The sequence below is a fragment of the Picosynechococcus sp. PCC 7003 genome (assembly GCF_001693255.1).
In the GTDB taxonomy this organism is placed as follows: Bacteria; Cyanobacteriota; Cyanobacteriia; order Cyanobacteriales; family MRBY01; genus MRBY01.
The window spans coordinates 2,536,050-2,556,665 of record NZ_CP016474.1; the positions used below are offsets into that span (position 1 = coordinate 2,536,050).

A 20,616-nucleotide genomic window follows, 5' to 3' on the forward strand; every position below is an offset into this window, starting at 1 on the left:
TAGGCTTGCATTTTGGGGCCACAAACGCAGCAATTATGCTTCATAGAAACAGGCTGATTTCTCCAAACAAGAGTACAAAAAATCGCCCCTCACTATTCAAGAGGCGACCGAGATCTAGCACTGGAACGTTAAGCGTTGATGTATTCCTGGAGCGGTTTTACATCGAGGGGATGTTCTTGGAGAGAACGAATCGCCGCCACCGTGGCTCTTGCCCCTGCCAAGGTGGTAATAATCGGCAGTTTGTAATCGAGGGCCGTGCGGCGAATCATCCGACCATCCGCTTGGGATTCTTCCCCAGAGGGAGTGTTAATAATGAATTGAATCCAGCCATTTTTCATCCAATCAACCACGTTGGGCCGCCCTTCATGGAGCTTTAGTACCAATTCCACATCTTCGATACCGTTCTCTAGCAGCACTTTGCGGGTGCCAGAGGTTGCCACGATGCGGAAGCCCAGATCGATGAGGTCTTTCACCACAGGAACAGCGGCTTCTTTGCTACGGTCGTTCATCGAAACGAAAATGGTGCCTTCCGTTGCCAATTCAACCCCTGCGCCAATTTCTGCTTTGGCAAAGGCCTTCCCGAAATCAACATCGATGCCCATCACCTCGCCCGTGGAGCGCATTTCGGGACCGAGGAGGGTGTCGGTTCCTTCAAATTTATTGAAGGGTAAAACGGCTTCCTTAACAGCAATATGTTTGGGAATAATTTCTTCATCAACCCCCAATTCATCGAGGGTTTTACCGGACATTACCAGGGAGGCAATTTTCGCCAGGGGCCTTCCAGTGGCCTTAGACACAAAGGGCACAGTTCGGGAAGCCCTGGGGTTGGCTTCGAGGATATACACTTGGTTGTCCTTAACGGCATATTGAATATTCATCAAGCCGACAACCTTTAGGGTTTGGGCGAGTTTAACTGTCCACTCGCGGATCGTATTGATCACGTCATCAGCTAAGGAGGTGTGGGGAATGGAACAGGCGGAGTCGCCGGAGTGGATCCCTGCTTCTTCGATGTGTTCCATAATGCCGCCGATCACAACTTTTCCGGTGTGGTCACAGAGGGCATCGACATCCACTTCGATCGCATTTTCGAGGAATTTATCGACGAGGATCGGGTGATCGGGTTCCACCTGTACGGCGTACTTCATGTAATGTTCAAGTTCTGCGTCGGAATAGACGATTTCCATCGCCCGACCGCCAAGGACGTAGGAGGGACGTACCACCACGGGATAACCGACGCGATTAGCAATTTTTTCGGCTTCTTTGTAGTCGCGGGCAATGCCGTTGGCGGGTTGGAGAATGCCGAGGTCATGGAGGATTTTTTCAAAGCGTTCGCGATCTTCGGCGGTGTCGATGGCATCGGGTTGGGTTCCCCAAATCTTGGTTTGGACGGGGCAATCGCCAGCGCTGAGGTAGTTTTCGAGGGGGACGGCTAGTTTTAGCGGGGTTTGTCCGCCGAATTGGATGATCACGCCTTCTGGGTTTTCGGCTTCGATAATGTTCAGTACGTCTTCTTTGGTGAGGGGTTCAAAGTAGAGGCGATCGCTGGTGTCGTAGTCGGTGGAGACGGTTTCGGGGTTGGAGTTGACCATGATCGTTTCGAAGCCCGCATCACTCAGCGAAAAAGCGGCATGGCAGCAGCAATAGTCAAACTCAATCCCCTGACCAATGCGGTTGGGGCCGCCACCGAGAATCATCACCTTGCGCTTATCGGAGGGGACAACTTCCGATTCCGTACCGTCGTAGGTGGAATAGTAGTAGGGGGTAAAGGCTTCAAATTCCGCCGCACAGGTATCGACCAGTTTATACACGGGAACGACACCGAGGGATTTCCGGTAAGCTCGCACCGCATCTTCGTTGGTTTTGGTGGCGTAGGCAATTTGGCGATCGCTGAAGCCCTGTTGCTTAATCACCCGCATATCCGCTGCCGAAATTTCCGTCAGGGGGGTCTGTTTCATAAAGCGTTCCGTGACCAGCAATTCCGCCATCTTGTCGAGGAACCAGATATCGATCGCCGTCAGATCGTGAATTTCTTCGACAGTCATCCCCAGTTTTAATGCCTGATAAATGGTGAAAATCCGGTCAGGGTTGGGAGTTCGTAAACTCGTCGAAACATGGCTGAGGCTGGGGAGGGTTTCTTGGCGTTCTCCTCCGGAGCCGCTTTGCGGAGCGCAACCAAAACCATAGCGGCCAGTTTCGAGGGAACGTAATGCCTTCTGGAAAGACTCTTGGAAGGTTCGCCCAATCGCCATCGCTTCCCCAACGGATTTCATCTGGGTAGTCAGCACCGGAGAAGAACCGGGGAATTTCTCAAAGGCAAACCGGGGGATCTTTGTCACTACATAGTCGATGGTCGGCTCAAAGGAGGCTGGCGTTTGCTTGGTGATATCGTTTGGAATTTCGTCTAGGGTGTAGCCCACTGCCAGTTTTGCTGCAAATTTGGCGATCGGGAAACCCGTTGCCTTAGAAGCCAAGGCCGAGGAACGGGACACCCGGGGGTTCATCTCGATGACAATCACTTCGCCGTTCAACGGGTTCACCGAAAACTGAATGTTCGAGCCGCCTGTTTCCACGCCGATTTCGCGGATAATTTTCAGGGAATAATCCCGTAGCCGTTGGTATTCTTTATCCGTTAACGTTTGGGCTGGAGCCACGGTAATTGAGTCGCCCGTGTGCACCCCCATTGGGTCAATATTTTCAATGGAACAAATAATTACCACGTTATCGGCGAGATCCCGCATTACCTCCAGTTCATATTCTTTCCAACCGAGGAGGGATTTTTCCACAAGGATCTGGGACACGGGGGAGGCTTCTAAACCAGATTTACAGATTTTTTCGTATTCTTCTTGGTTATAGGCGATCCCACCGCCACTACCGCCCATGGTGAAGGCGGGACGAATAATTAAGGGGTAACTGCCGATTTCAATGGCGACTTCCCGTGCTTCTTCCATCGTGCTCGCAATGCCAGAAGGACAGACAGGCACACCGATCCGCGCCATCGCTTCTTTGAAGAGGTTGCGATCCTCGGCCATTTCGATCGCCTCTAGTTTGGCGCCAATCAACTCGACGTTGAATTTTTCGAGGGTGCCATTTTTCGCCAGGGAGACCGCTGTGTTTAAGGCAGTTTGGCCGCCCATGGTGGGGAGGAGGGCATCGGGCCGTTCTTTTTCGATGACTTTGGCGACAATTTCGGGGGTGATCGGCTCAATGTAGGTGCGGTCGGCGGTTTCTGGATCCGTCATAATGGTGGCCGGGTTAGAGTTGACCAAGACCACTTCATAGCCTTCCTCCCGCAAAGCCTTACAGGATTGGGTGCCGGAGTAGTCAAACTCACAGGCTTGTCCAATCACAATCGGGCCAGAACCAAGGATCAGAATTTTTTTGATATCGTCGCGGCGAGGCATAGGGCTACTACGTTCACTTTCGAAATTGTCTCAATCATTCTATCTGCTCTGATGCCGATTCTTAACGTGATCTGAGGCGGAACGGCAGCCAAGTTAGATTTAGCTGACATCTGTGCTTTTGTGGCGATCGCCTTGGAGAAAATATCGTCAGTCCCTCACAGCTTTGGAGAAAATCGGCGTTTAGGGTAATGGCTTGATGCCGTAAGATTTACCGAGAGAATTGATTGTGATTTCCTGCGAGGGCTAGTGCCGTTATGACAGAAGCAAAAAAAACCTGGAGCGATCGCTTTGACACATCGCTGCATCCGGCGATCGCCGTGTTTAATGCCAGTATCGGCTTTGATATTGAACTGATCGAATATGACATTACGGGTTCAGTAGCCCATGCGAAGATGCTTGCCCATACGGGGATTATTTCCCCTGAAGAAGGCGAAACCCTTGTTAAAGGTTTAGAGCAGGTTCGCCAGGAATATCGCGATGGCAATTTTCACCCCGGCGTAGAGGATGAGGATGTGCATTTTGCCGTGGAAAAACGCTTGACGGCAATCGTTGGCGATGTAGGCAAAAAACTCCACACGGGGCGATCGCGCAATGACCAAGTCGGCACCGATATTCGCCTCTATCTGCGGGATAAAATTCGCGGCATTCAACAACAATTGCGGGAATTTCAACAGGTTTTACTCAACCACGCCGAAAACCATGTGGAAACCCTGATTCCGGGTTATACCCACCTCCAACGGGCGCAACCGATCAGCCTTGCCCACCATTTAATGGCCTATTTCCAGATGGCCCAACGGGATTACGAACGGCTGGATGATGTCTACAAACGCGCTAATACATCTCCCCTTGGTTGTGGCGCTTTAGCGGGGACAACGTTTCCCATTGATCGTCATTTCAGTGCGAATTTATTGGGCTTTGAACGCATTTATCAAAATAGTCTCGATGGGGTCAGCGATCGCGATTTTGCGATCGAGTTTTCCGCTGCGGCCAGTTTGATCATGGTGCATCTGAGCCGTTTATCGGAGGAAATGATTTTCTGGGCCTCGAAGGAGTTTAGTTTTATTAGCTTAAAAGATAGCTGCGCGACGGGTTCGAGCATTATGCCCCAGAAGAAAAACCCGGATATTCCCGAATTGGTACGGGGAAAAACGGGCCGGGTATTTGGACATTTGCAGGGACTTTTGGTGCTGATGAAAGGGTTACCATTAGCCTATAACAAGGATCTTCAGGATGATAAAGAAGGGATTTTTGACACAGTAAAAACGGTGCAGGGTTGTCTGGAAGCCATGACCATTTTGCTCGGTGAGGGGATCGAATTCCGTACCCAACGCCTCGCAGAAGCAGTGAACGAAGATTTCTCCAACGCGACCGATGTGGCGGATTATCTGGCGGGTAAGGGAGTACCTTTCCGGGAAGCTTACAACCTTGTCGGTAAAGTCGTTAAAACCAGCCTTGCGGCGGATAAGTTGCTCAAGGATTTAACCATGGAAGAATGGAAAGAATTACATCCTGCCTTTGAGGAAGATATCTATCAGGCGATCGCCCCCAAACAGGTAGTTGCAGCACGGAATAGTTATGGTGGCACAGGCTTTGAGCAGGTCAAAAAGGCGATCGCCGAGGCAAAAGTCATCCTTGAGAAATAGGCGATTTGGGGCGGTTGTTCAAAAGGCGATCGCCTCCAAACAAATTGTTGCAGCTCGCAATAATTATGGTGGCACAGGATTTGAACAGGTTCGTCAGACGATCGCTGATGCACTATATTTAATAGACTAATCTCCCAATTAAAAGGATATCAAGAGGCCATCCCTTGAGTTGGCAACAATAACAGTAATTATTACTATGTTCATATAATCAAATAACCTTCCGGGATACAAACATAGCCGACTATTGTAGGCTGTATTTTCTTTTTATGCACGTGGATATCCGAAGGATTACAAGTGACATGCTTGAGCTGCTCTTCTGTAAAACAGACAGCAAAAATAACTAGATTCTCATCAACTTCGCAACCCAAGTGAGCTAAGCAACTAGAGCTGTGTCTGGCATAAGAAACTGATTCAAGGACGCCGACACCTAGCTGTTTGGCCGACTGAAATCCAGACTTAATGATTTTGTTAAAGTTTATAGCTTGAGTTACGTGGAAGAAAATCTTAGGGTCATGTTCAAGGTCTGAGCTAAAAACACAATAATGGTTTTCTTCAGTAGGTTTGATTAAATCAAATTGTTGTGGTTGCATACATAGCCTCCTTTATGTAACTTTTGATTATTTGGAACGTGTCCATTGAAAAACACTTTATGATACTTTTATTTAATAAAATTTTGTTGGAAGAGTTTGTCGAAAACCTTGATCTGGTGATCGCCTGAAACAGCAGTTCTGCATCCTGGAAAAATGGCTCTCGTTGCAATAAAAAATCTAAGATAATGTTGGTATCAACTAAGATTTTCACTGAAGATATTTCTCCGCCCGTCTTTCTTCCAGCATCACTGCCACTTCTTCATCTGTTGGTGCAGGCTGTTCCGTTTTTAACAATCCCCTCATCCGCCGAATTGCACTAGAGCGGTCTGCTTGAGCAGCCGTCGTATCTTGTAAGGACTCAACGATAGCGGCGATTAGCGCGAGGCGATCGCTAGGTGGCAACTTGAAGATTTGCGCTTTTAGTTCTTGTGAAACCATAGATTACTCCCAGGTTCAACGGGATTTACCATTCAGTATGAGTGATCCTAGATAACGTTTATGAATTAATTTACTTCAGGTTACGACTCCTATTTGGTGCTTTGTCGCAAATCTCGATCCGGCGATCGCCCCCAAACAGGTGGTTGCGGCGCGGAATAGTTATGGTGGCACAGGCTTTGAGCAAGTGAGATTGGCGATCGCCGAGGCAAAAGTCATCCTTGAAAAATAGGCAATTTGGGGCGGTCGTCAAAAAAGCGATCGCCCCTCAGCAAGTCGTCGCAGCCCAGAATAGCTATGGTGATACAGGTTTTAAAAAAGGGAAAAAGGCGATCGCTGAAGCCCAAAATCTTTTAGCCAATCCCTAGGATTGCGATGGAGGGGGTATCACAACGGTACTCCCTAGTTGAGTGATGCATGGTGACGATCGTTTTTATCTAACTAGCAGTTATACGGACAGCGTTCATCTAAAATGCCTCATGATACTTTTATTCAGAATGATTCCGTATAAACAAATAGGGATGTTATGTAGACTGCATCCGTACAATATGGTTATTCAAGTATTATATGAATTCAATTACCATCATGGTACTACCACCCCTATGTAAGCTGTTGGATGCTGTTTGTAAGGTAATTCGCCTTAATCACCAATATTAAAGAAATTCGTCTGAGTATACTGGCCAAGCATGCTAGGTTAGAAAAAATACAATTCCGCCTGTGCTGACCCCGCGACATGAAGGCATCTAAAGACATCTCATTCACGGTAAAAACCACGGAGTACGATACTAGCTATTTGATAGGGAAAAATACCCGTGCTTCAACGAACTTTGCTAACTTTGCTCGTGATCCTGACCATAACAAGCAGCGCATCAGCACATTTCTTGAACTTGTAAACAGAGATCTTAATCGTATCCTTGCCAGTAGTATTACTCATCGACGATATGAGATTCGGCTGGAGATTTTGAGCATATACGGCCATATAACCGAGGAGTTTAGCAGCAGTGATATTCTTTTAACCGAGGTGATGCGAGCTAGCGTCCTCGATCAGCACAATGATTGTCTGTACCCAGGTCCAACAGGACTTATAGTTAATTCGAATAAGTTCTAGAGGATTAAGGGTCATCGCAATAATCTCTAATAAGCTGGTCAAGACTGGTTCCCTCCGGCAAATATTCCCTTCTCTTCTTGAGAGCAGCAAAATCATGTTCTATTTTGTTGAAATCTGGGGAGTACTTTGGCAGAAACTTGACGATGTGACCCTTCTGGTCGGCGAGTTCCCTTATCCTGCTTTTGCGGTGAATTGGAGCATTATCCATGACTAATATTGAGTTCTCCTTCAGCTGCGGCATCAACCAATGGGATAACCATGTCTCAAAACAGATGGCATTCACGCTTCCTGTGACCAACATCGGGGCAATCATCTTGCCCTCTTGTCGAGCGGCCAACAGATTCTCTCGCTTTTCGCGTTTTCCTGTCCTCTCTCCAAATAATTTCTGACCTCTGGGTGCCCATCCATGTCTTCGATGCACGCGGTTATCGAAACCTGATTCATCGATAAAGGCTAATTTCTCTGCTCCTACCCTTTGGAGTAACTCTCGTAGTTCTCTGAGATATTGTTGCCGTTCTCGATGGTTACGCTCTCGATATTTTTGCTGTTTTTTTTCTCGTTATCTTCATCTGTTTGAGGGCATAATGCATTGAACTTGTGGTCACCCCAAAGTGCTTGGCTCTATCGAGCAGTCTTGCTTCTGGATACTGCCTGACATGCTCGGCGACTGCTTGCCAGTCGAGCTTACGACGACGACGATTCACTACTGTTGGTTTCAGGTCGGGACGCTTGAGCCAACTATAGACTGTCGCTTCTGAAACTTCATAGCGTCTTGCAGCCTCTGCTTTGCTGCCGCCAGAGCGGACAAAGTTCACCACTCTTGTTCTGAGGTCTAAGCTATACATCTTTTTCCTCCATTCTTTATTCGAATTTACTATAACTTCTCTTCCTATCTGCGTGACTATGACTTTCGAGTCGTGCTCCCAAGTTTGGTGCGTACAAAGGCCCCATCTCAGGAATGGGCATCGTTTGGCAGGCTACATGGCTTGCTCACTCGCCTTCAGTTTGGGGCTGATGGCGTAATAAAAACTCCCCTCGCAGTCTGCATCAGCATAGCCCAGAATCATGCTTATGTTGCTACGCAGTACCAGCACTCAATTCTTGGCAGAGAGTACAAAACGGAATCTTCCAGCCTCACCGATCGATACTTTGCACAAATGGGATTGCAAGCGCAGTTTTTTATGCCTCAAGGATTGCCAGCGCCGCTTGCATTTTACAGCTCGAGGGCACTCCAAGAGGAGACAGATATTTACATAGCATCACTAATTGCTGTGATGGTAAACTTTCAGCGAATTTATCGGCCAGAGATTTATCTAAGTCGCAGGGGCTTTAGTCCCATTCCTGGTGAGGTGTCAAGGGCATCCCTGAGTAATCAGGATTTTGAGAAACCGGCTCTGGTATACGATCGCCTAGAGAGAGAACAGTTGGCGGATCAGCAAGCACATTTGATCGAAGATTGTTTAATGATGCGTCATGGTGATTGGCTGAAAAAGATTTCTAGCGCAACGATTGATCCCCAAACAGGTGGTTGCAGCCCGAAATAGTTACGGTAGCACAGGCTTTGAGCAAGTGAGATTGGCGATCGTCTAAGTTCAGAATCTAATAACTTAAGAGAGCCTCGATCAATTGCTTTTTTGATGATTTTTTGAGCCTGAAACAACGAAGATATGTTGCTGATCTAGCGAAATTTTGAATTTTTCGAGGTCCCCTTAAGATTTAGAGTGAGTGGGTATCGAGATGGGACTCTCTCATTTAGTGATGTATGGTTACGATCAATCTACATCTAATATTCATTTCATTGCAGGAAGCACAGCTTCAAACATGCTAAAGTTGGTTTTCCTAGTAATTATGCAAATGCCACCGAACCCTAGCGTTCCATGTGTGGCGTAACAGTAGTCAAACAATAAAATGTCTTCGATACCGTCGCCATTAAAGTCGGCGCGCGCAACTTCAATAAGCTGCTGACCCATTCCCCCTTTAGATTCCTCCACTTGAAGGAGATTACTGCGTATGCGCTTAACAACAAGAGTCCCTTCATCAACCTTGCTTTGGTAAGTCGCATTAAGATCTCCTTCTTCATCAGCCTCACCAATGCGGGGAAATAGTGAAAACGGCATGAGTGAGAGATCAAGAATACCAACTCTAGGATTGGAGATGTGGCTGACCCTTGAAGCGGTAGCGGCCTGAATGCAAGTAAGTAAGCCACATTGATGTTCAAACCATGTAGCCATTTTTATGTCGAAGTTCGAACACGCAAAGTACCCTTGTTTGAGCGCCTCATCATATTCACGGCATGTTCGAACAAACCGAGTCTCCTGGTTTTTGTTGGTAAGCGTGACTCCGTCAATATGGTCGTTTTGGCCAAGTCGGATCGGCTGATCGCGAAGCATTTCAATTTCCGCCTTAGCCACAAACCGAACCTCTGTTGAATTGGCAAAACACATGCCTTCAAGAAGTTCAAAAATCTCCTCGGGCTGCTCTCCATATTTCATGAGGATTTCGGATACCTTTTTGGCGGACAGTTCGCCTCGCTCTAGGCACTGTTGAAGAAGGATAATCGCCCGACCACGATTTTTACGACGTTCGATCCGAAGTAGATTCGCTTCAATCTTACTCTTCTTACTTGACGCAATCCCAAGAAAAAAATGCACCTGTGCTTTGTCGAAAACAAAGGACCCTTTCTGTAAATTGGCTCCTGGCTGACATGGTAAAAGGTTGCCATAACCAAAAAGGTCAAAAGCATCCGGCAAACCTAGTTCCTCCCTTATCCGTTCAAGCTCTGCGGCGTCTTCCGCCAGAGATTCTGGTACGATGTGATCGATATGAAAGTTACTGATATCCAGCAATTTCCTGGTGTAAGCGCATTTTTTTTCATGCGCTAACCAAATTGCTTCTCGCTCAGCAGAACTGAATCTTTGCGATGACATATTTTGAGAGACTTAAATAGCGATTTTAATGTTTAAAAACTTACTTATCCAACTGTTTCCCAAAGCCAAAAACCAACGCCAAGAAATAGAGCAATCCCAACAAACCATGCAAGCTTCGTCCAATTTGAGGTGGACTTAGCAGGGGGAGTGGGTTGGACTTGAAACTTCGGGGTACAGAGATGCGAAAGCAAATTTTCTGGCGTGGCAATATTCATGAAAATCTTTGTGACCCCAGGCCAAACATAATCGGTATTGTAGGCATTGGGGCCATCTTTAACGCCGCCAAAATCCTTGAACAAAGCATCATCATAATATTGCGTTGAAGTGACCGCTTGATTATGAAAGGCGACCAGGGGTGGATTGTTTTCTGGGTTAGAATAGGAAAAATAGATGGCCTTATTTTCACTGGCGATCGCCTCATAATTGGAAACAGCTTGCCCTCGCATCGGATCAATCCATTGACTGGGCGGCACTAAGGTATCAGAACCACCATGCAAGATAGCCACAGGCTGCTTTAAATCTTGCCCCGTATTCTGAATCAAAATCGGGGCTGCCGTGAAAGGAGACCGGAACAACTTTAAGATCCAAATCGCAATTTTTGGGATGCCCATTTCTGTACTAGCGGCGGGATCGGCTGTGACGATTTGCTTCGGGAAAAAGCGATTATTCGGCGAATTTTTCAGCGCAGCAGGGAGACTCAGGGCAATTAACCCGCCTAAAGAATGACCAAAGGCAAAAGTATCTAGGCTCTCCTGATTCCAGTGGGCATAGCGATCCTGAGCCGTTAAATATTCCCACGCATCTTCCGGGAGGGCGATCGCATTATTCAGCCATTCCGTCGGCGCATGCACTAAGCTCAAGCCCACCGTAGACAGGAGATGAATTAAATTTTTCCCATACTCCCGCCGAAACCAGCTACAAATATTTAACAATAAAATAATCACGACCAAAGCCCAGGCCACTCGACGAAACTCCCCAGTCTTAAAAGCAGAGAGTCCACGGCTCAAACCTGTATCATTCCGTTTGTAAACCTCTGAAAATAGAGAGTGAATATCCTCTACCGATAAAGACTTCTGGGCGGGCATCTGAGTTTGCATCGCAGCAGCTAGCCATCGCTGGGCATGGGGTTGAGCTTGTCGAGGTGGAGTCGGCGCTTGGGGTGGCGTATTCGGATAAAAACTCCGCTGAAAATCAGGAAAAAAGACAATGTATCCTTGTTTGACCAACTCAACCAGATGGGCCTCATAAAAAGAAGGCATACAGAGGGCAAACCCATGTAGATAGAGAATGGCGTTCAGCTTTTTTCCAGGCTGCGAGGCTGACTCTGGGACATACACCCGGATAAACGTACCATCAGCATGGCTGCCGCCTTGGTACACATAATATTTACCCTCAGGCACATGCACACATGTCCAAGACTGAGAAGCAGCAAGTGACATAACCGTAGATCCCCCTGATGAAATGAGACAAGACCAAATTTATTTAGTGTCTTGGCGCTCTCAGCTATAAATTTTGCCGACACTTTCTAACAGATTGCTATTGCTCATGATAGTTGTAGTTACGGTGGTACTAGATTTGAACAATTCAAAAAAAGGCGATCACCTCAAAGGCACAGGCTTGGGCGGCAAGATCTTCAAGCTGTCCGGCTTCTAGGATTAACTCTGTTTGAAGGTTCCAGACCGGAGGTGTGCCATTTTTGAGATTAACCAAAAGAAAAATGTGGCCCAGGCGATCGCAAGTTGCACTGAGCTTTAATTCTTCTTCTAAAGAGAACCATTCCTTACGACCTGGCCAGCCCTGCCAATGGTGCGCCAGATCCCCAAAAAAAGCACCGATCCCCTGGGACAAATAGGTACAGACAAGCGTTTCAGCCTGTATGTTTGTACCGATAACTTTGGCAACAACAAAGTTTTTATGGCCACGGTGCATTTCAAGACGAAGGGAACTGTGGCTTGATCGAATAATAAAAGGCACTGTTCTGGTTTGAGCCTAGGCCTCGGAATTGATTTGATAGTTAGTTGCTGGCCAAATTTCATGAATTTCATCGGCCTGGTGCTGAGCATTAAATCGCTCCCAGATAATGCCATTCACGTCCACCTCTTGGGTAAATTCCACTGCCGTCGCATCTTCCCAACCCAAATGTCGCAGGGAACCCACAGGACAGGTAGAATCTTGGCGCACCGAAATGTTTAAACTATCAGTTCTCCAGAGGGCATATTCCCCCGGAATAAATAAGCAAGGTGCTATCCCTAAACGAGCCGTGTAGTCGGCAATGGTTGCTGCGATTTTGTCGGTGGAAAGTGCGAGGTGTAGTTTCTGCATGGTTATTTTGTTTTAGGATTCGGGGGCTTCAGTCACCGCAACCTTGCTTTTGTCTCGCCAAATACCCGTTAGCCAAGTCGTCACAATATGGGACAGTAACCCAGCCGGCCCCGCAAAAAGACACAGTGCTAAGGAATGCCGCGTAAAAATCTGTTTTTCGAGTCCCTGTTGGTAAATCCAGCGCCCCACAAACAAATCCATTACGAGAAAATGTGTCCAGCCAGTGGCCATTACCGGAGGTAAAGAAAATAAAGCCGCTAAATCACCCAAGGTGGGATTTGACCAGATCGCAGCTTGGTCTGGATCGAGGGAAAGGGCAAACAAACTAACATATACAACCGCCAGGAACGCAAAGGGCACCAGGGAATCCATGAGTTTTTGGGTGCCTTGCCATTGGGGGGCAATGACCATTAATCCCCAAAAGGGCAACACAAATAAGTTTGTAATATTGAATACAATATCTAAGTTTTCTAACGTCATATTACTGATAAGTAACGGTATAGACAGGGTTTGCAGCCCACTTGGGTATGATAACCGTAGCGTATCAATCTTGCTGACTTTACACGGTAAATTTAAATCTTAAAAAAGTATTAATAAGGTTTAGAATAGGTGTGTCACTATGGAGACAATAAGGTGTTTATTCGACTGGCTCAACAACATCGTGATTTCGTAAAAGACCTCGTCATGAGTCTACAGGCCCTGGCGATCGCCCTTGAGAACCGTGGTTACCTCGCGTCCTGCTATACCTGCGGTACCGAACTCAATAGCGCTTCCTTTATGGTGAGTTTAGGCGAAAATCATCTCATTCGTTTTCTCGTTTCCGATTACGGCATTACCTGGACAGAAATGCGCGATGAGCGGGAGCTGATGAAGCTAGAAGGCGCAGAAGCCATCAGCCAACTCCAGGAGCTCGCCAACATGATCAAGTACGAACGGGAACTACCCAAAGAATTTTCTTACCAGCGTCCTGAGTCTGACCCTTTGGTCACCCTCTAGGATCTGTTTCAATCCCCGTGCCCAGGGGTAATTTCTGTTACTCCTTCCTAACTTTTCAGACTAATTCCCCTTGATCTCCCCAAGCGGTGGAGGTCTTTTTCGCTTGGGTGACTCACGTTCCCATCTTCAAGGGTTGGTGTTTAGGAGCTGAAAATCGGCAGAAAAATGGTCACAAATAGATACACCACCGGCGCAGTAAAAACATAACTATCAGTGCGGTCGAGAATACCGCCGTGGCCCGGAATCAATTGTCCAGAATCTTTAAAGCCTGCATCCCGTTTCATAATGGATTCGGTTAAATCTCCCAGTAGGGTGGTGACGCTAATGAGCAGTCCTAGAAGTATGCCGGTAATGGGCCACCATGACCAGTCGAGATACCAAGCCCCGGCGATCGCCACGAAGATAGTCCCCAAGGCTCCGAAAATAGCGCCTTCTACAGTCTTTTTAGGGCTAATGGCCGAGAGTTTCGTTTTGCCTAGCCATTTGCCCATGAAATAAGCACCGATGTCTGCGGCCCAAATACAAACCATCACGACAAAGGTCAACTTGAGGGCCTGGGGTAAATTAAACCACTCCCCCCAGGAAGCCGGAAGATAGCCATAGAAAGGTAAGTTACTCACCGCTTCCGTTTCTGCGAGGCTGCCCATCCTCAGTCTTACCCAGTAGCTGGGCATATAACCGCCGTAGAAGAGTCCCAAAATTGAGGTGGAGAGATCGGCAATGGTTGCCATTTTGGGCTGAAATAGGAGGTAAAAGCAGATAAATGTCCCTGCGAGGGGAAAAAGGGCATCGGCGAGACTGGGACTCAAGGTCGCAATCACAAGCAGCAACTGGGACACCACTAAGGTACTTTTTACCGCTGGTGCTAATCCCTTTGCCTGAACCATGCGGAAATATTCCTGTTGGCCAAGAAAGACGAGGATGCCCATTCCTAAGGTAAAGTACCATCCCCCCAAGACAATGAGGGTTAAGGCCAGGGCGATCGCCACTACACCACTAATGATTCGCGACAAAGACATAAAACTGCAAGCTCACGGCTGGGGGCGTCGATAAAAGAATTAAAGAGGGTTCCCCAGGGTTGTTAAAGAAAATTTTATCAAACGTTAACAAGATTCACGGTACAGACGCGATGATTCGTTCTGTGAACGCGTCCCCGGTGCTTCCTGTGACGTAGTACAGTACCCGGAAAATGCTAACACAACTCCTTTGGCCGCAGCTAAAGAACAGTGACCAAGCAGCAATTAGGTTAGGGATGTTCGAGGGGCACACTGGCATCGATCCAATGTCCATAGGCTGCTTCGACTTGATCAAGGGCGATCGCATAGATGGCGGGCAGTTCGTAGGGGTGGTGGGCTTTGATTGCTTGTTCTAGGGCGGCGTATTGGGCAGCGGTGGTCTTAAAAAGGAGTCGAAACTCTGGTTCCTGCTGTAGTTGGCCTTCCCAATGGTAGAAGCTTTCAATCTCGCTGATCTGGATACAAGCCGCGAGACGGAGACCCATAATTTGCTTGGCGATCGCCTGGGCTTCCTGGTGACTGCTGACAGTGGTGATCGCAATTAAATAATCCATGGAATTAATGGGAACTAAAAAAGGGGATCATAGCTATGACCCCCAATACTCACAATTTATTTGGTTTGCTCGTCAAAGTTTGAACAGCCTAGGGCGCTAAAGCATTACCCCGGAGGAGACTACCAATGGTTTTGGCGGTAATCTTCATCTGTTTCAGGGGATTCGCCGGGACAACGGTCTTATACAAGTAGCTGTCAAAGGTGAGCTTCTGAACATCGATGTCAGCACACATCTCGACAAAGGCTTCGCGAGTCGCATCGGAACGGTAGAAAACCCGCTGGAGAATATCGAGGACGAGGTAAGTCGCACCGTATTGCTTATCCCAACGCTTCAGGTATTGCTTGAGATCGGCTTCGGTGGGAACACGCTGGCCATTGTTAGAAGCTTCGACGATCACTTCAGCGCACATCCGCGCAGATTTGGCCGCAAAGTAAATCCCTTCACCGGAGGACTTGGTGACGGTACCGGCGGCATCCCCCACGAGGGCGACACGGCCCACAACACGACGGGGTCTGGGATGTTCGGGAATGGGGTGGGCTTCTACTTTGATGATTTCGCCGCCTTCAAGACGTTTTGCGGCGCGGGCCCGGATGCCGGCTTGTAATTGTTTAATTTTGGCTTGGTTGACTTTCATGGTGCCAGTCCCGACGGCCACGTGGTCATATTTAGGGAAGACCCAAGCGTAGAAGTCAGGGGATACGTCGTCACCGACATACATTTCAGCCAGTTCTTCGTAGTAGGCCATTTTGTCTTCGGGGAGACGGATCCGCTCTTGGAAGGCGATCGCATAATTATAATCACCAGCATCGATGGCTTTGGCCACACGGGAGTTGGCCCCATCAGCACCGACCACCAGATCCACCTTCAGGGTTTTCATTTCCCCTTTCACTTCGCCGTTGGAGTGATCGGAATAGTGAAGAACGTAGGGATCAGTGTTGTTGTTGGGAATTTCAAGCTTAAATACGGTGCCGTTGATCAGCGTTGCGCCGAGGTCAGCGGCTCGGTTGCGCATGAAGCTATCCATCACTTCGCGGCGACACATCCCGATGTATTCATCGTCCTTGAGGGTTTGACCAATGTTGACTTCGATATTAGAGGGGGAAATCATCTTCATTTTCCGCACGCGACGGTCGATGATCTCTGGGGGTAAGTCAAATTCGTCAACCATACAGAGGGGAATCGCCCCACCGCAGGGTTTGGCATTGTCCAGTTTGCGCTCGAAAATGTAGGTTTCGATGCCAGCTTTAGCTAAGATTTCGGCGGCGGAAGAACCGGCTGGCCCTCCTCCCACAACAGCGACCCGTAGTACCAAGGCTTTGCTCCTCGTCTCGTGATGAACTATACGTTGGGCATGGTATCACGGACTATCTGGGGCGTGCAGGCGATCGCCAAGGTTTCAGAAAATCTCGCAATAGACCTTAACAAGTTTGTTAAAAAAGTTAACGTTGATCGCCCTAAAAGCAATCTTGATCCTAGAGAATCCTCTATTTTGGTGCCTTCGGTTACCCCGTTGAAAAAAATTAAGGTTTAAACATTCGGGGTTTCTTGGGACTTTCGAGGGAGGTTACGGCCTGTCACCCGAAACGCAGCCACGAGGGTCGAGAGGGCGATCGCCCCCAGGGCAAAAACATTCAGTCCCAGCATGATCCTTGGCCCCCACAGCCGCCGCTGTAGATCCTGTAAAAAGGCTTGGTGGGAGCCAGCAAAAATAATTTCACTCTGGATACTGTGGTTGCCTGCTTCTGGTTCTGGCCCCACAGGGGCGTTAATAATTTTTTTTTGGCCAACAATAACTACCTGCTGTCGAGGATTGAGAAAGCGCAAGTTCCGGTCTAGGGGCCAGTTTCGGGGTTCATAGGTTTGGTCATGGATGGCGATCTGGGTATCATCGAGGTCAAAGAGGATCTTGCGGGGTGTCCACAGGCCGTTGTCATCCACGTAGGCGAGGTATTCGTTATCGCGGCCCCGCACTGGATTATCGGGGCTAGCTACCGCCACTACCACGACAAGTTGTTCGGCTTCAATCCCTTGGAGGGCTTGGAAAGTGGTCATCGGCTCTAGGGCTACTGTCCGTTGAATCTGCTGTTGGGTTTGGTAAGCGATCGCCAGATTAATCCCCAATACCACCATCAACACAGCTACCGCCGGGAAAAAACGCTGGGCAAAGTTTTTAAATGTTTTGCAGCGGGGCAGACCAACCCGGAAAAGACCAAAGGCGATCGCCACCACCCCGAAGAAAATCAGAAGATTAAGAAACATTGCAATCGAAACTACCTGCAATCACAGCTAAATGCCTTTAGGGTAGCGGCAAACGCTTTTTGGGGCTAAAAATGTCGGCAGTCTGGCCTAGGCAGCGAGGGAAAGGGGCTTACTTTTGTCTAAAATTTGCTGATAGTAACTCTGTAATTGTGCCGTTGCTGCGGCCCAACCCCATTTTTCGGCTTCCTGGCGGGCTTGTACCCGGAGCATTTCCCGTTGGGTTGCATCCATGGCAAGAAGTTTTTGGGTGGCTGTCACGGCCCCATCGGGATCCTGAGGATCAAACATATAACCATTTTCGCCATCGGTGACGATATCAGGAATCCCACCGGAATTTGCAGCCACCACCGGACAACCCGCCGCCATTGCTTCGAGGAGGACTAAGCCGAGGGTTTCTGTGCGGGATGGGAAGACAAAAACATCGGCGGAGGCAAAGGCAGACGCCAGTTCCAAACCCTGGAGATAACCGACAAAGTGGGTATTGGTGCCCGCAAAATGAGCTTCGAGTTCCGTGCGGTAGGGGCCATCACCGACGATCGCCAAGCGCGATCCAGGGATCGCTTCGAGGACGGGCTTAATTTGGTCAATTTGTTTCTCCGCCGACACCCGACCCACATAGAGCAGTAAAGGTGCTTCCGGGTGCCCCTGGGACAGGCGATCGCGCATTTTGTCAGACTTTAAGCTGGGCTGGAACATCTCCGTATCGACGCCCCGCTGCCACAGATCCAGATGTTTAATGCCATGGCTCCGGAGCTCTTCGACCATTGCCGTGGAGGTACAGAGGTTCAATTCCGCTTGGTTATGGGCCGCCTTGAGGAGTTCCCACAGCAGTCCTTCGAGGGCACCGAGGCCGTAATGCTGGAGATATTGGGGCAGGTGGGTATGGTAGGAGGCGATGAGGGGAATATGGAGTTTTTTCGCGAAGAAAATTCCCCCCAAACCAAGAATTGCAGGGTTGACCACATGGATGAGATCCGGCTGAAATTCCTCTAGGGCGCGGCCCACCGAAGGCCCAGGAAATGCCATTTTTAGTTCGGGATACAGAGGCAGAGGATTGCCTTTAACGCCGTAGACCACGGCTCCTTTATGTTCCCTCAGGCCACCGTCGGGACAAAATACCATTACTTGATCTCCGCTGCGTTGGAGATGATCTACGGTGTGGCGCAGTCTGGTGACAATCCCATCGACTTTCGGCAAAAAGGTTTCGGTAAACAGAGCTATACGCATGGCGATCGCAAACGAAGAAAAGAGTTTGTCTGTAGGGTATCAGACGGGGTGACATTTCTTGACAATGGATCACGGTTTTAAGGGGAGATTAAGGGGTTTCCGGGAGGTTGGGGGATAGCCCTAGATCCTCAGCATCAAATTCAAAGTATTGGTGAAATTTCGCGCTCACTTCGAGCCAATAGGAGCGCCCCTCCTGCTGCCGTCGCCGTTTAATAAAGCCTTGGGCCAGGAGATCCTGGATGTGTTGGTAGGCACCGCTGCCCCGCAATTCGATCAGTTCCGTTTGCAAAATTGGGGATTTTAAGGCGATCGCCGCTAGGGTTCTTTGGGCACCGATGCTCAACTCTGTGGGGATGAGATTGGTCACGAGGGCTTGAAAACTTTCCCGCAGTTGCAAGCTAAAGCCAGCGGGAGTCTCGACCACTTCGAGGGCGCTGTCCCGGTGGGCGTAATCATCCATTAATTCTAAAAGGGCGTCGGCCACCAGGTGCCGGGGTTGCCCAGCGGTATCGGCCAATTCTTCTAGGCTCAGGGGTTGGGCTTTGATGTAGAGAATCGCCTCTAGGGTCGTCGCAAGCTTCATGGGGGCAAACCAAACGGGATGGGGTTTAGCCTCTCACTGTATGGCTTTATTCCTGCTCCGGCAAGAGTTCGAGCTGTTGGGGCGGCGGCTGAATTTTAAAACTTTGGCGGTGGTGGGGCGTCAGTCCGTATTGCCAGATGGCTTGGCGATGTTTTTGGGTGCCATAGCCTTTGTTATTGGCCAAATCATATTCAGGGTAATGATCTGCCAGTTGGATAACGTCTTGATCCCGCTGCACTTTGGCGAGGATACTGGCGGCGGCGATCGCCTTTACTTTGCTGTCCCCTTGAATAATCGCCTGTTGGGGGTAAGGCAGGCGGGGAATGGTTTGGCGGCCATCGACAAAAATTTCCGTGGGTTTAATTTGTAATTTTTCCACAGCACGGGTCATGGCAAGAAACGTTGCCTGCAAAATATTAAGCTGGTCAATTTCGGCCACCGATGCCGAGGCGATCGCCCAGTCCGTTACGAGGGCTTGAATTTGGGGTACAAGGCTTTCCCGCCGTTTGGCCGACAGCTTTTTACTATCCGTGACGCCAAGCTCCTCCAGGGCTTTTTCCTGGGTTGCATTGACCACCACTGCTGCCGCCACCACCGGCCCAAACAAACAGCCCCGGCCTACCTCATCAACGCCAGCAAGTAAGACCATCGTCTACGGTTGGTTGGGTTGCACGAGCTGTTGGAGGTTTCCCCAAGGGACTAAGGATCGCAGTGGTGCGAAATAGTCAGCCGTTTCCGCTTGAGGAAAGTAGGTCAGCGGGTCGAGGGCGATCGCCTTTTCTAAACTCTCAAAAGCCTTTTGGTAATTCCCCACCTGGGCCAAACAGCGGGCTTGGGCATACCAAGCTTCGGCATCTTCTGGGGCATCAATCAGGGCTTTAGTAAAGGCGGCGATCGCCTCTGGGTAATCCCCTAAACTTTCGAGGGTATTTCCCCGTTGGTACCAGGCCCAAAAATCCTGGGGTTTTGCCTTGAGCGCTTGGTCGTAGCTCGTCAGGGCGGTTTCTGGTTTTCCCCAGGCCAGGAGGGCATCTCCCCGACGGTACCAACACCAATAATCTCCAGGGCGAAATTCTAGGGCGCGGTCGTAGGTAGCCACGGCGCGATCATGGCGGCCCAGGAGTCGCCAACATTCCCCTTGGCGGTAAATGGCCCAATAGTCGTTGGGTTGGGCGGCGAGGGCTTTTTCAAAGCAGGCGATCGCCTGGGTATAAACGTGGAGAGCTTCCATATAGAGACAGCCCTGGTCATACCAAGACCAATAATTTTCTGGGCCAATGGCACAGGCCCGTTGGTAGGCGGCGATCGCCTCATCCACATGGCCTAATTTTTCGTGGGCCATTGCCAGGTGATACCAGGCCCAATAGTCGGTGGGATAATATTCGAGGGCGCGGTGATAGCACAGCAATGCTTCGTCAACATCACCTTCGAGCCAGCGGAGTTGTCCCTGCTGATACCAACCTCTGTAACTGTCGGGACGGCATTCTAGGGGGCGATAGATTGTGCGAGCCACGGTGAGTAAGTCTTCCATCCCAAGCAATAATCTTGCGTTTTT

Annotated in this window: 24 protein-coding genes and 1 pseudogene; 7 read left to right on the forward strand and 18 right to left on the reverse strand. The window is 49.1% G+C overall.

Annotated elements, in window-relative coordinates:
* Nucleotides 1–128: 128 nt before the first annotated feature.
* On the reverse strand, nt 129–3,401 hold the full coding sequence (gene carB, locus AWQ21_RS12050; RefSeq protein ID WP_065714743.1) for a carbamoyl-phosphate synthase large subunit: 3,273 nt from the start codon (nt 3,399–3,401) through the stop codon (nt 129–131).
* Nucleotides 3,402–3,655: 254 nt separating this feature from the next.
* Between carB and argH the strand changes: the two genes are divergently transcribed.
* On the forward strand, nt 3,656–5,044 hold the full coding sequence (gene argH / locus AWQ21_RS12055; protein ID WP_065714744.1) for an argininosuccinate lyase: 1,389 nt from the start codon (nt 3,656–3,658) through the stop codon (nt 5,042–5,044).
* Nucleotides 5,034–5,174 (forward strand): hypothetical protein, encoded by a 141-nt coding sequence (locus AWQ21_RS16270; protein ID WP_157094759.1) that lies wholly within the window; start codon nt 5,034–5,036, stop codon nt 5,172–5,174. The genes argH and AWQ21_RS16270 overlap by 11 nt, the downstream gene beginning before the upstream one ends.
* A gap of 70 nt (nt 5,175–5,244) precedes the next feature.
* On the opposite strand, the gene AWQ21_RS12060 is transcribed toward AWQ21_RS16270, so the two are convergent.
* The 3 genes from AWQ21_RS12060 to AWQ21_RS12070 are packed head-to-tail and all read right to left on the reverse strand — an operon-like array spanning nt 5,245 to nt 6,072.
* The gene (locus AWQ21_RS12060; protein WP_065714745.1) at nt 5,245–5,634 is read right to left on the reverse strand and encodes a hypothetical protein; all 390 of its coding nucleotides are present in this window, start codon (nt 5,632–5,634) and stop codon (nt 5,245–5,247) included.
* Nucleotides 5,615–5,845 (reverse strand): PIN domain-containing protein, encoded by a 231-nt coding sequence (locus tag AWQ21_RS16755; RefSeq protein ID WP_065714746.1) that lies wholly within the window; start codon nt 5,843–5,845, stop codon nt 5,615–5,617. Before AWQ21_RS16755 ends, AWQ21_RS12060 begins: the two co-directional genes overlap by 20 nt.
* Nucleotides 5,842–6,072: a hypothetical protein gene (locus AWQ21_RS12070; RefSeq protein WP_065714747.1), complete on the reverse strand. Its 231-nt coding sequence runs from the start codon at nt 6,070–6,072 to the stop codon at nt 5,842–5,844. The genes AWQ21_RS16755 and AWQ21_RS12070 overlap by 4 nt, the downstream gene beginning before the upstream one ends.
* A 218-nt stretch (nt 6,073–6,290) precedes the next feature.
* Between AWQ21_RS12070 and AWQ21_RS16275 the strand changes: the two genes are divergently transcribed.
* Both AWQ21_RS16275 and AWQ21_RS16760 read left to right on the forward strand, forming a co-directional pair.
* Nucleotides 6,291–6,437: a hypothetical protein gene (locus tag AWQ21_RS16275; protein ID WP_157094760.1), complete on the forward strand. Its 147-nt coding sequence runs from the start codon at nt 6,291–6,293 to the stop codon at nt 6,435–6,437.
* Nucleotides 6,438–6,802: 365 nt separating this feature from the next.
* Nucleotides 6,803–7,177 carry a putative oxygenase MesX gene (locus AWQ21_RS16760; protein ID WP_065714748.1) on the forward strand — a complete coding sequence of 125 codons (375 nt, stop codon included), beginning with the start codon at nt 6,803–6,805 and terminating at the stop codon, nt 7,175–7,177.
* A gap of 4 nt (nt 7,178–7,181) precedes the next feature.
* Here AWQ21_RS16760 and AWQ21_RS16050 read toward each other — a convergent pair.
* Nucleotides 7,182–8,022, reverse strand: a pseudogene (locus tag AWQ21_RS16050) (IS630 family transposase).
* A 24-nt stretch (nt 8,023–8,046) separates the two neighbouring features.
* On the opposite strand from AWQ21_RS16050, the gene AWQ21_RS12090 reads away from it, so the two are divergent.
* Nucleotides 8,047–8,721 (forward strand): putative oxygenase MesX, encoded by a 675-nt coding sequence (locus tag AWQ21_RS12090; RefSeq protein WP_315862271.1) that lies wholly within the window; start codon nt 8,047–8,049, stop codon nt 8,719–8,721.
* A 246-nt stretch (nt 8,722–8,967) separates the two neighbouring features.
* On the opposite strand, the gene AWQ21_RS12095 is transcribed toward AWQ21_RS12090, so the two are convergent.
* The 5 genes from AWQ21_RS12095 to AWQ21_RS12115 all read right to left on the reverse strand — a co-directional run bounded on the left by AWQ21_RS12095 (nt 8,968) and on the right by AWQ21_RS12115 (nt 12,906).
* The gene (locus tag AWQ21_RS12095) at nt 8,968–10,104 is read right to left on the reverse strand and encodes a hypothetical protein (protein ID WP_065714750.1); all 1,137 of its coding nucleotides are present in this window, start codon (nt 10,102–10,104) and stop codon (nt 8,968–8,970) included.
* Between the two features lie 44 nt (nt 10,105–10,148).
* Complete coding sequence (locus tag AWQ21_RS12100) at nt 10,149–11,543, reverse strand: hypothetical protein (protein ID WP_065714751.1); 1,395 nt, start codon at nt 11,541–11,543, stop codon at nt 10,149–10,151.
* Between the two features lie 145 nt (nt 11,544–11,688).
* Entirely contained in the window at nt 11,689–12,078 is a 390-nt protein-coding gene (locus AWQ21_RS12105) for a DUF6228 family protein (RefSeq protein ID WP_157094761.1), read from the reverse strand.
* A gap of 15 nt (nt 12,079–12,093) precedes the next feature.
* Complete coding sequence (locus tag AWQ21_RS12110) at nt 12,094–12,426, reverse strand: hypothetical protein (protein ID WP_065714753.1); 333 nt, start codon at nt 12,424–12,426, stop codon at nt 12,094–12,096.
* A gap of 12 nt (nt 12,427–12,438) precedes the next feature.
* Entirely contained in the window at nt 12,439–12,906 is a 468-nt protein-coding gene (locus AWQ21_RS12115) for an ABA4-like family protein (protein ID WP_065714754.1), read from the reverse strand.
* Between the two features lie 153 nt (nt 12,907–13,059).
* Between AWQ21_RS12115 and AWQ21_RS12120 the strand changes: the two genes are divergently transcribed.
* Nucleotides 13,060–13,422: a DUF1815 family protein gene (locus tag AWQ21_RS12120; RefSeq protein ID WP_065715337.1), complete on the forward strand. Its 363-nt coding sequence runs from the start codon at nt 13,060–13,062 to the stop codon at nt 13,420–13,422.
* A gap of 140 nt (nt 13,423–13,562) precedes the next feature.
* Here the strand turns inward: AWQ21_RS12120 and AWQ21_RS12125 are convergent, their stop codons facing one another.
* The 3 genes from AWQ21_RS12125 to chlP form a co-directional block, all read right to left on the reverse strand.
* A complete protein-coding gene (locus AWQ21_RS12125; RefSeq protein ID WP_065714755.1) occupies nt 13,563–14,441 on the reverse strand; it encodes a phosphatidate cytidylyltransferase in 879 nt (292 codons plus the stop codon).
* A 227-nt stretch (nt 14,442–14,668) separates the two neighbouring features.
* The gene (gene cutA / locus AWQ21_RS12130) at nt 14,669–14,992 is read right to left on the reverse strand and encodes a divalent-cation tolerance protein CutA (protein WP_065714756.1); all 324 of its coding nucleotides are present in this window, start codon (nt 14,990–14,992) and stop codon (nt 14,669–14,671) included.
* Between the two features lie 88 nt (nt 14,993–15,080).
* Nucleotides 15,081–16,304 (reverse strand): geranylgeranyl reductase, encoded by a 1,224-nt coding sequence (gene chlP / locus AWQ21_RS12135; RefSeq protein WP_012308072.1) that lies wholly within the window; start codon nt 16,302–16,304, stop codon nt 15,081–15,083.
* A gap of 21 nt (nt 16,305–16,325) precedes the next feature.
* Between chlP and AWQ21_RS12140 the strand changes: the two genes are divergently transcribed.
* Nucleotides 16,326–16,523: a hypothetical protein gene (locus AWQ21_RS12140; protein WP_065714757.1), complete on the forward strand. Its 198-nt coding sequence runs from the start codon at nt 16,326–16,328 to the stop codon at nt 16,521–16,523.
* Here AWQ21_RS12140 and AWQ21_RS12145 read toward each other — a convergent pair.
* The 5 genes from AWQ21_RS12145 to AWQ21_RS12165 form a co-directional block, all read right to left on the reverse strand.
* Nucleotides 16,520–17,251, reverse strand: coding sequence for a hypothetical protein (locus AWQ21_RS12145; RefSeq protein ID WP_065714758.1), 732 nt, complete (start codon nt 17,249–17,251; stop codon nt 16,520–16,522). The two genes, AWQ21_RS12140 and AWQ21_RS12145, sit on opposite strands and share 4 nt — an antisense overlap.
* Nucleotides 17,252–17,338: 87 nt before the next feature.
* Complete coding sequence (locus AWQ21_RS12150; protein WP_065714759.1) at nt 17,339–18,478, reverse strand: glycosyltransferase family 1 protein; 1,140 nt, start codon at nt 18,476–18,478, stop codon at nt 17,339–17,341.
* Nucleotides 18,479–18,566: 88 nt separating this feature from the next.
* Entirely contained in the window at nt 18,567–19,061 is a 495-nt protein-coding gene (gene scpB / locus AWQ21_RS12155; protein WP_065714760.1) for an SMC-Scp complex subunit ScpB, read from the reverse strand.
* Nucleotides 19,062–19,107: 46 nt separating this feature from the next.
* Nucleotides 19,108–19,710, reverse strand: coding sequence for a ribonuclease HII (locus AWQ21_RS12160; RefSeq protein WP_065714761.1), 603 nt, complete (start codon nt 19,708–19,710; stop codon nt 19,108–19,110).
* A 3-nt stretch (nt 19,711–19,713) separates the two neighbouring features.
* The gene (locus AWQ21_RS12165) at nt 19,714–20,574 is read right to left on the reverse strand and encodes a lipopolysaccharide assembly protein LapB (RefSeq protein ID WP_232314970.1); all 861 of its coding nucleotides are present in this window, start codon (nt 20,572–20,574) and stop codon (nt 19,714–19,716) included.
* Nucleotides 20,575–20,616: the final 42 nt, after the last annotated feature.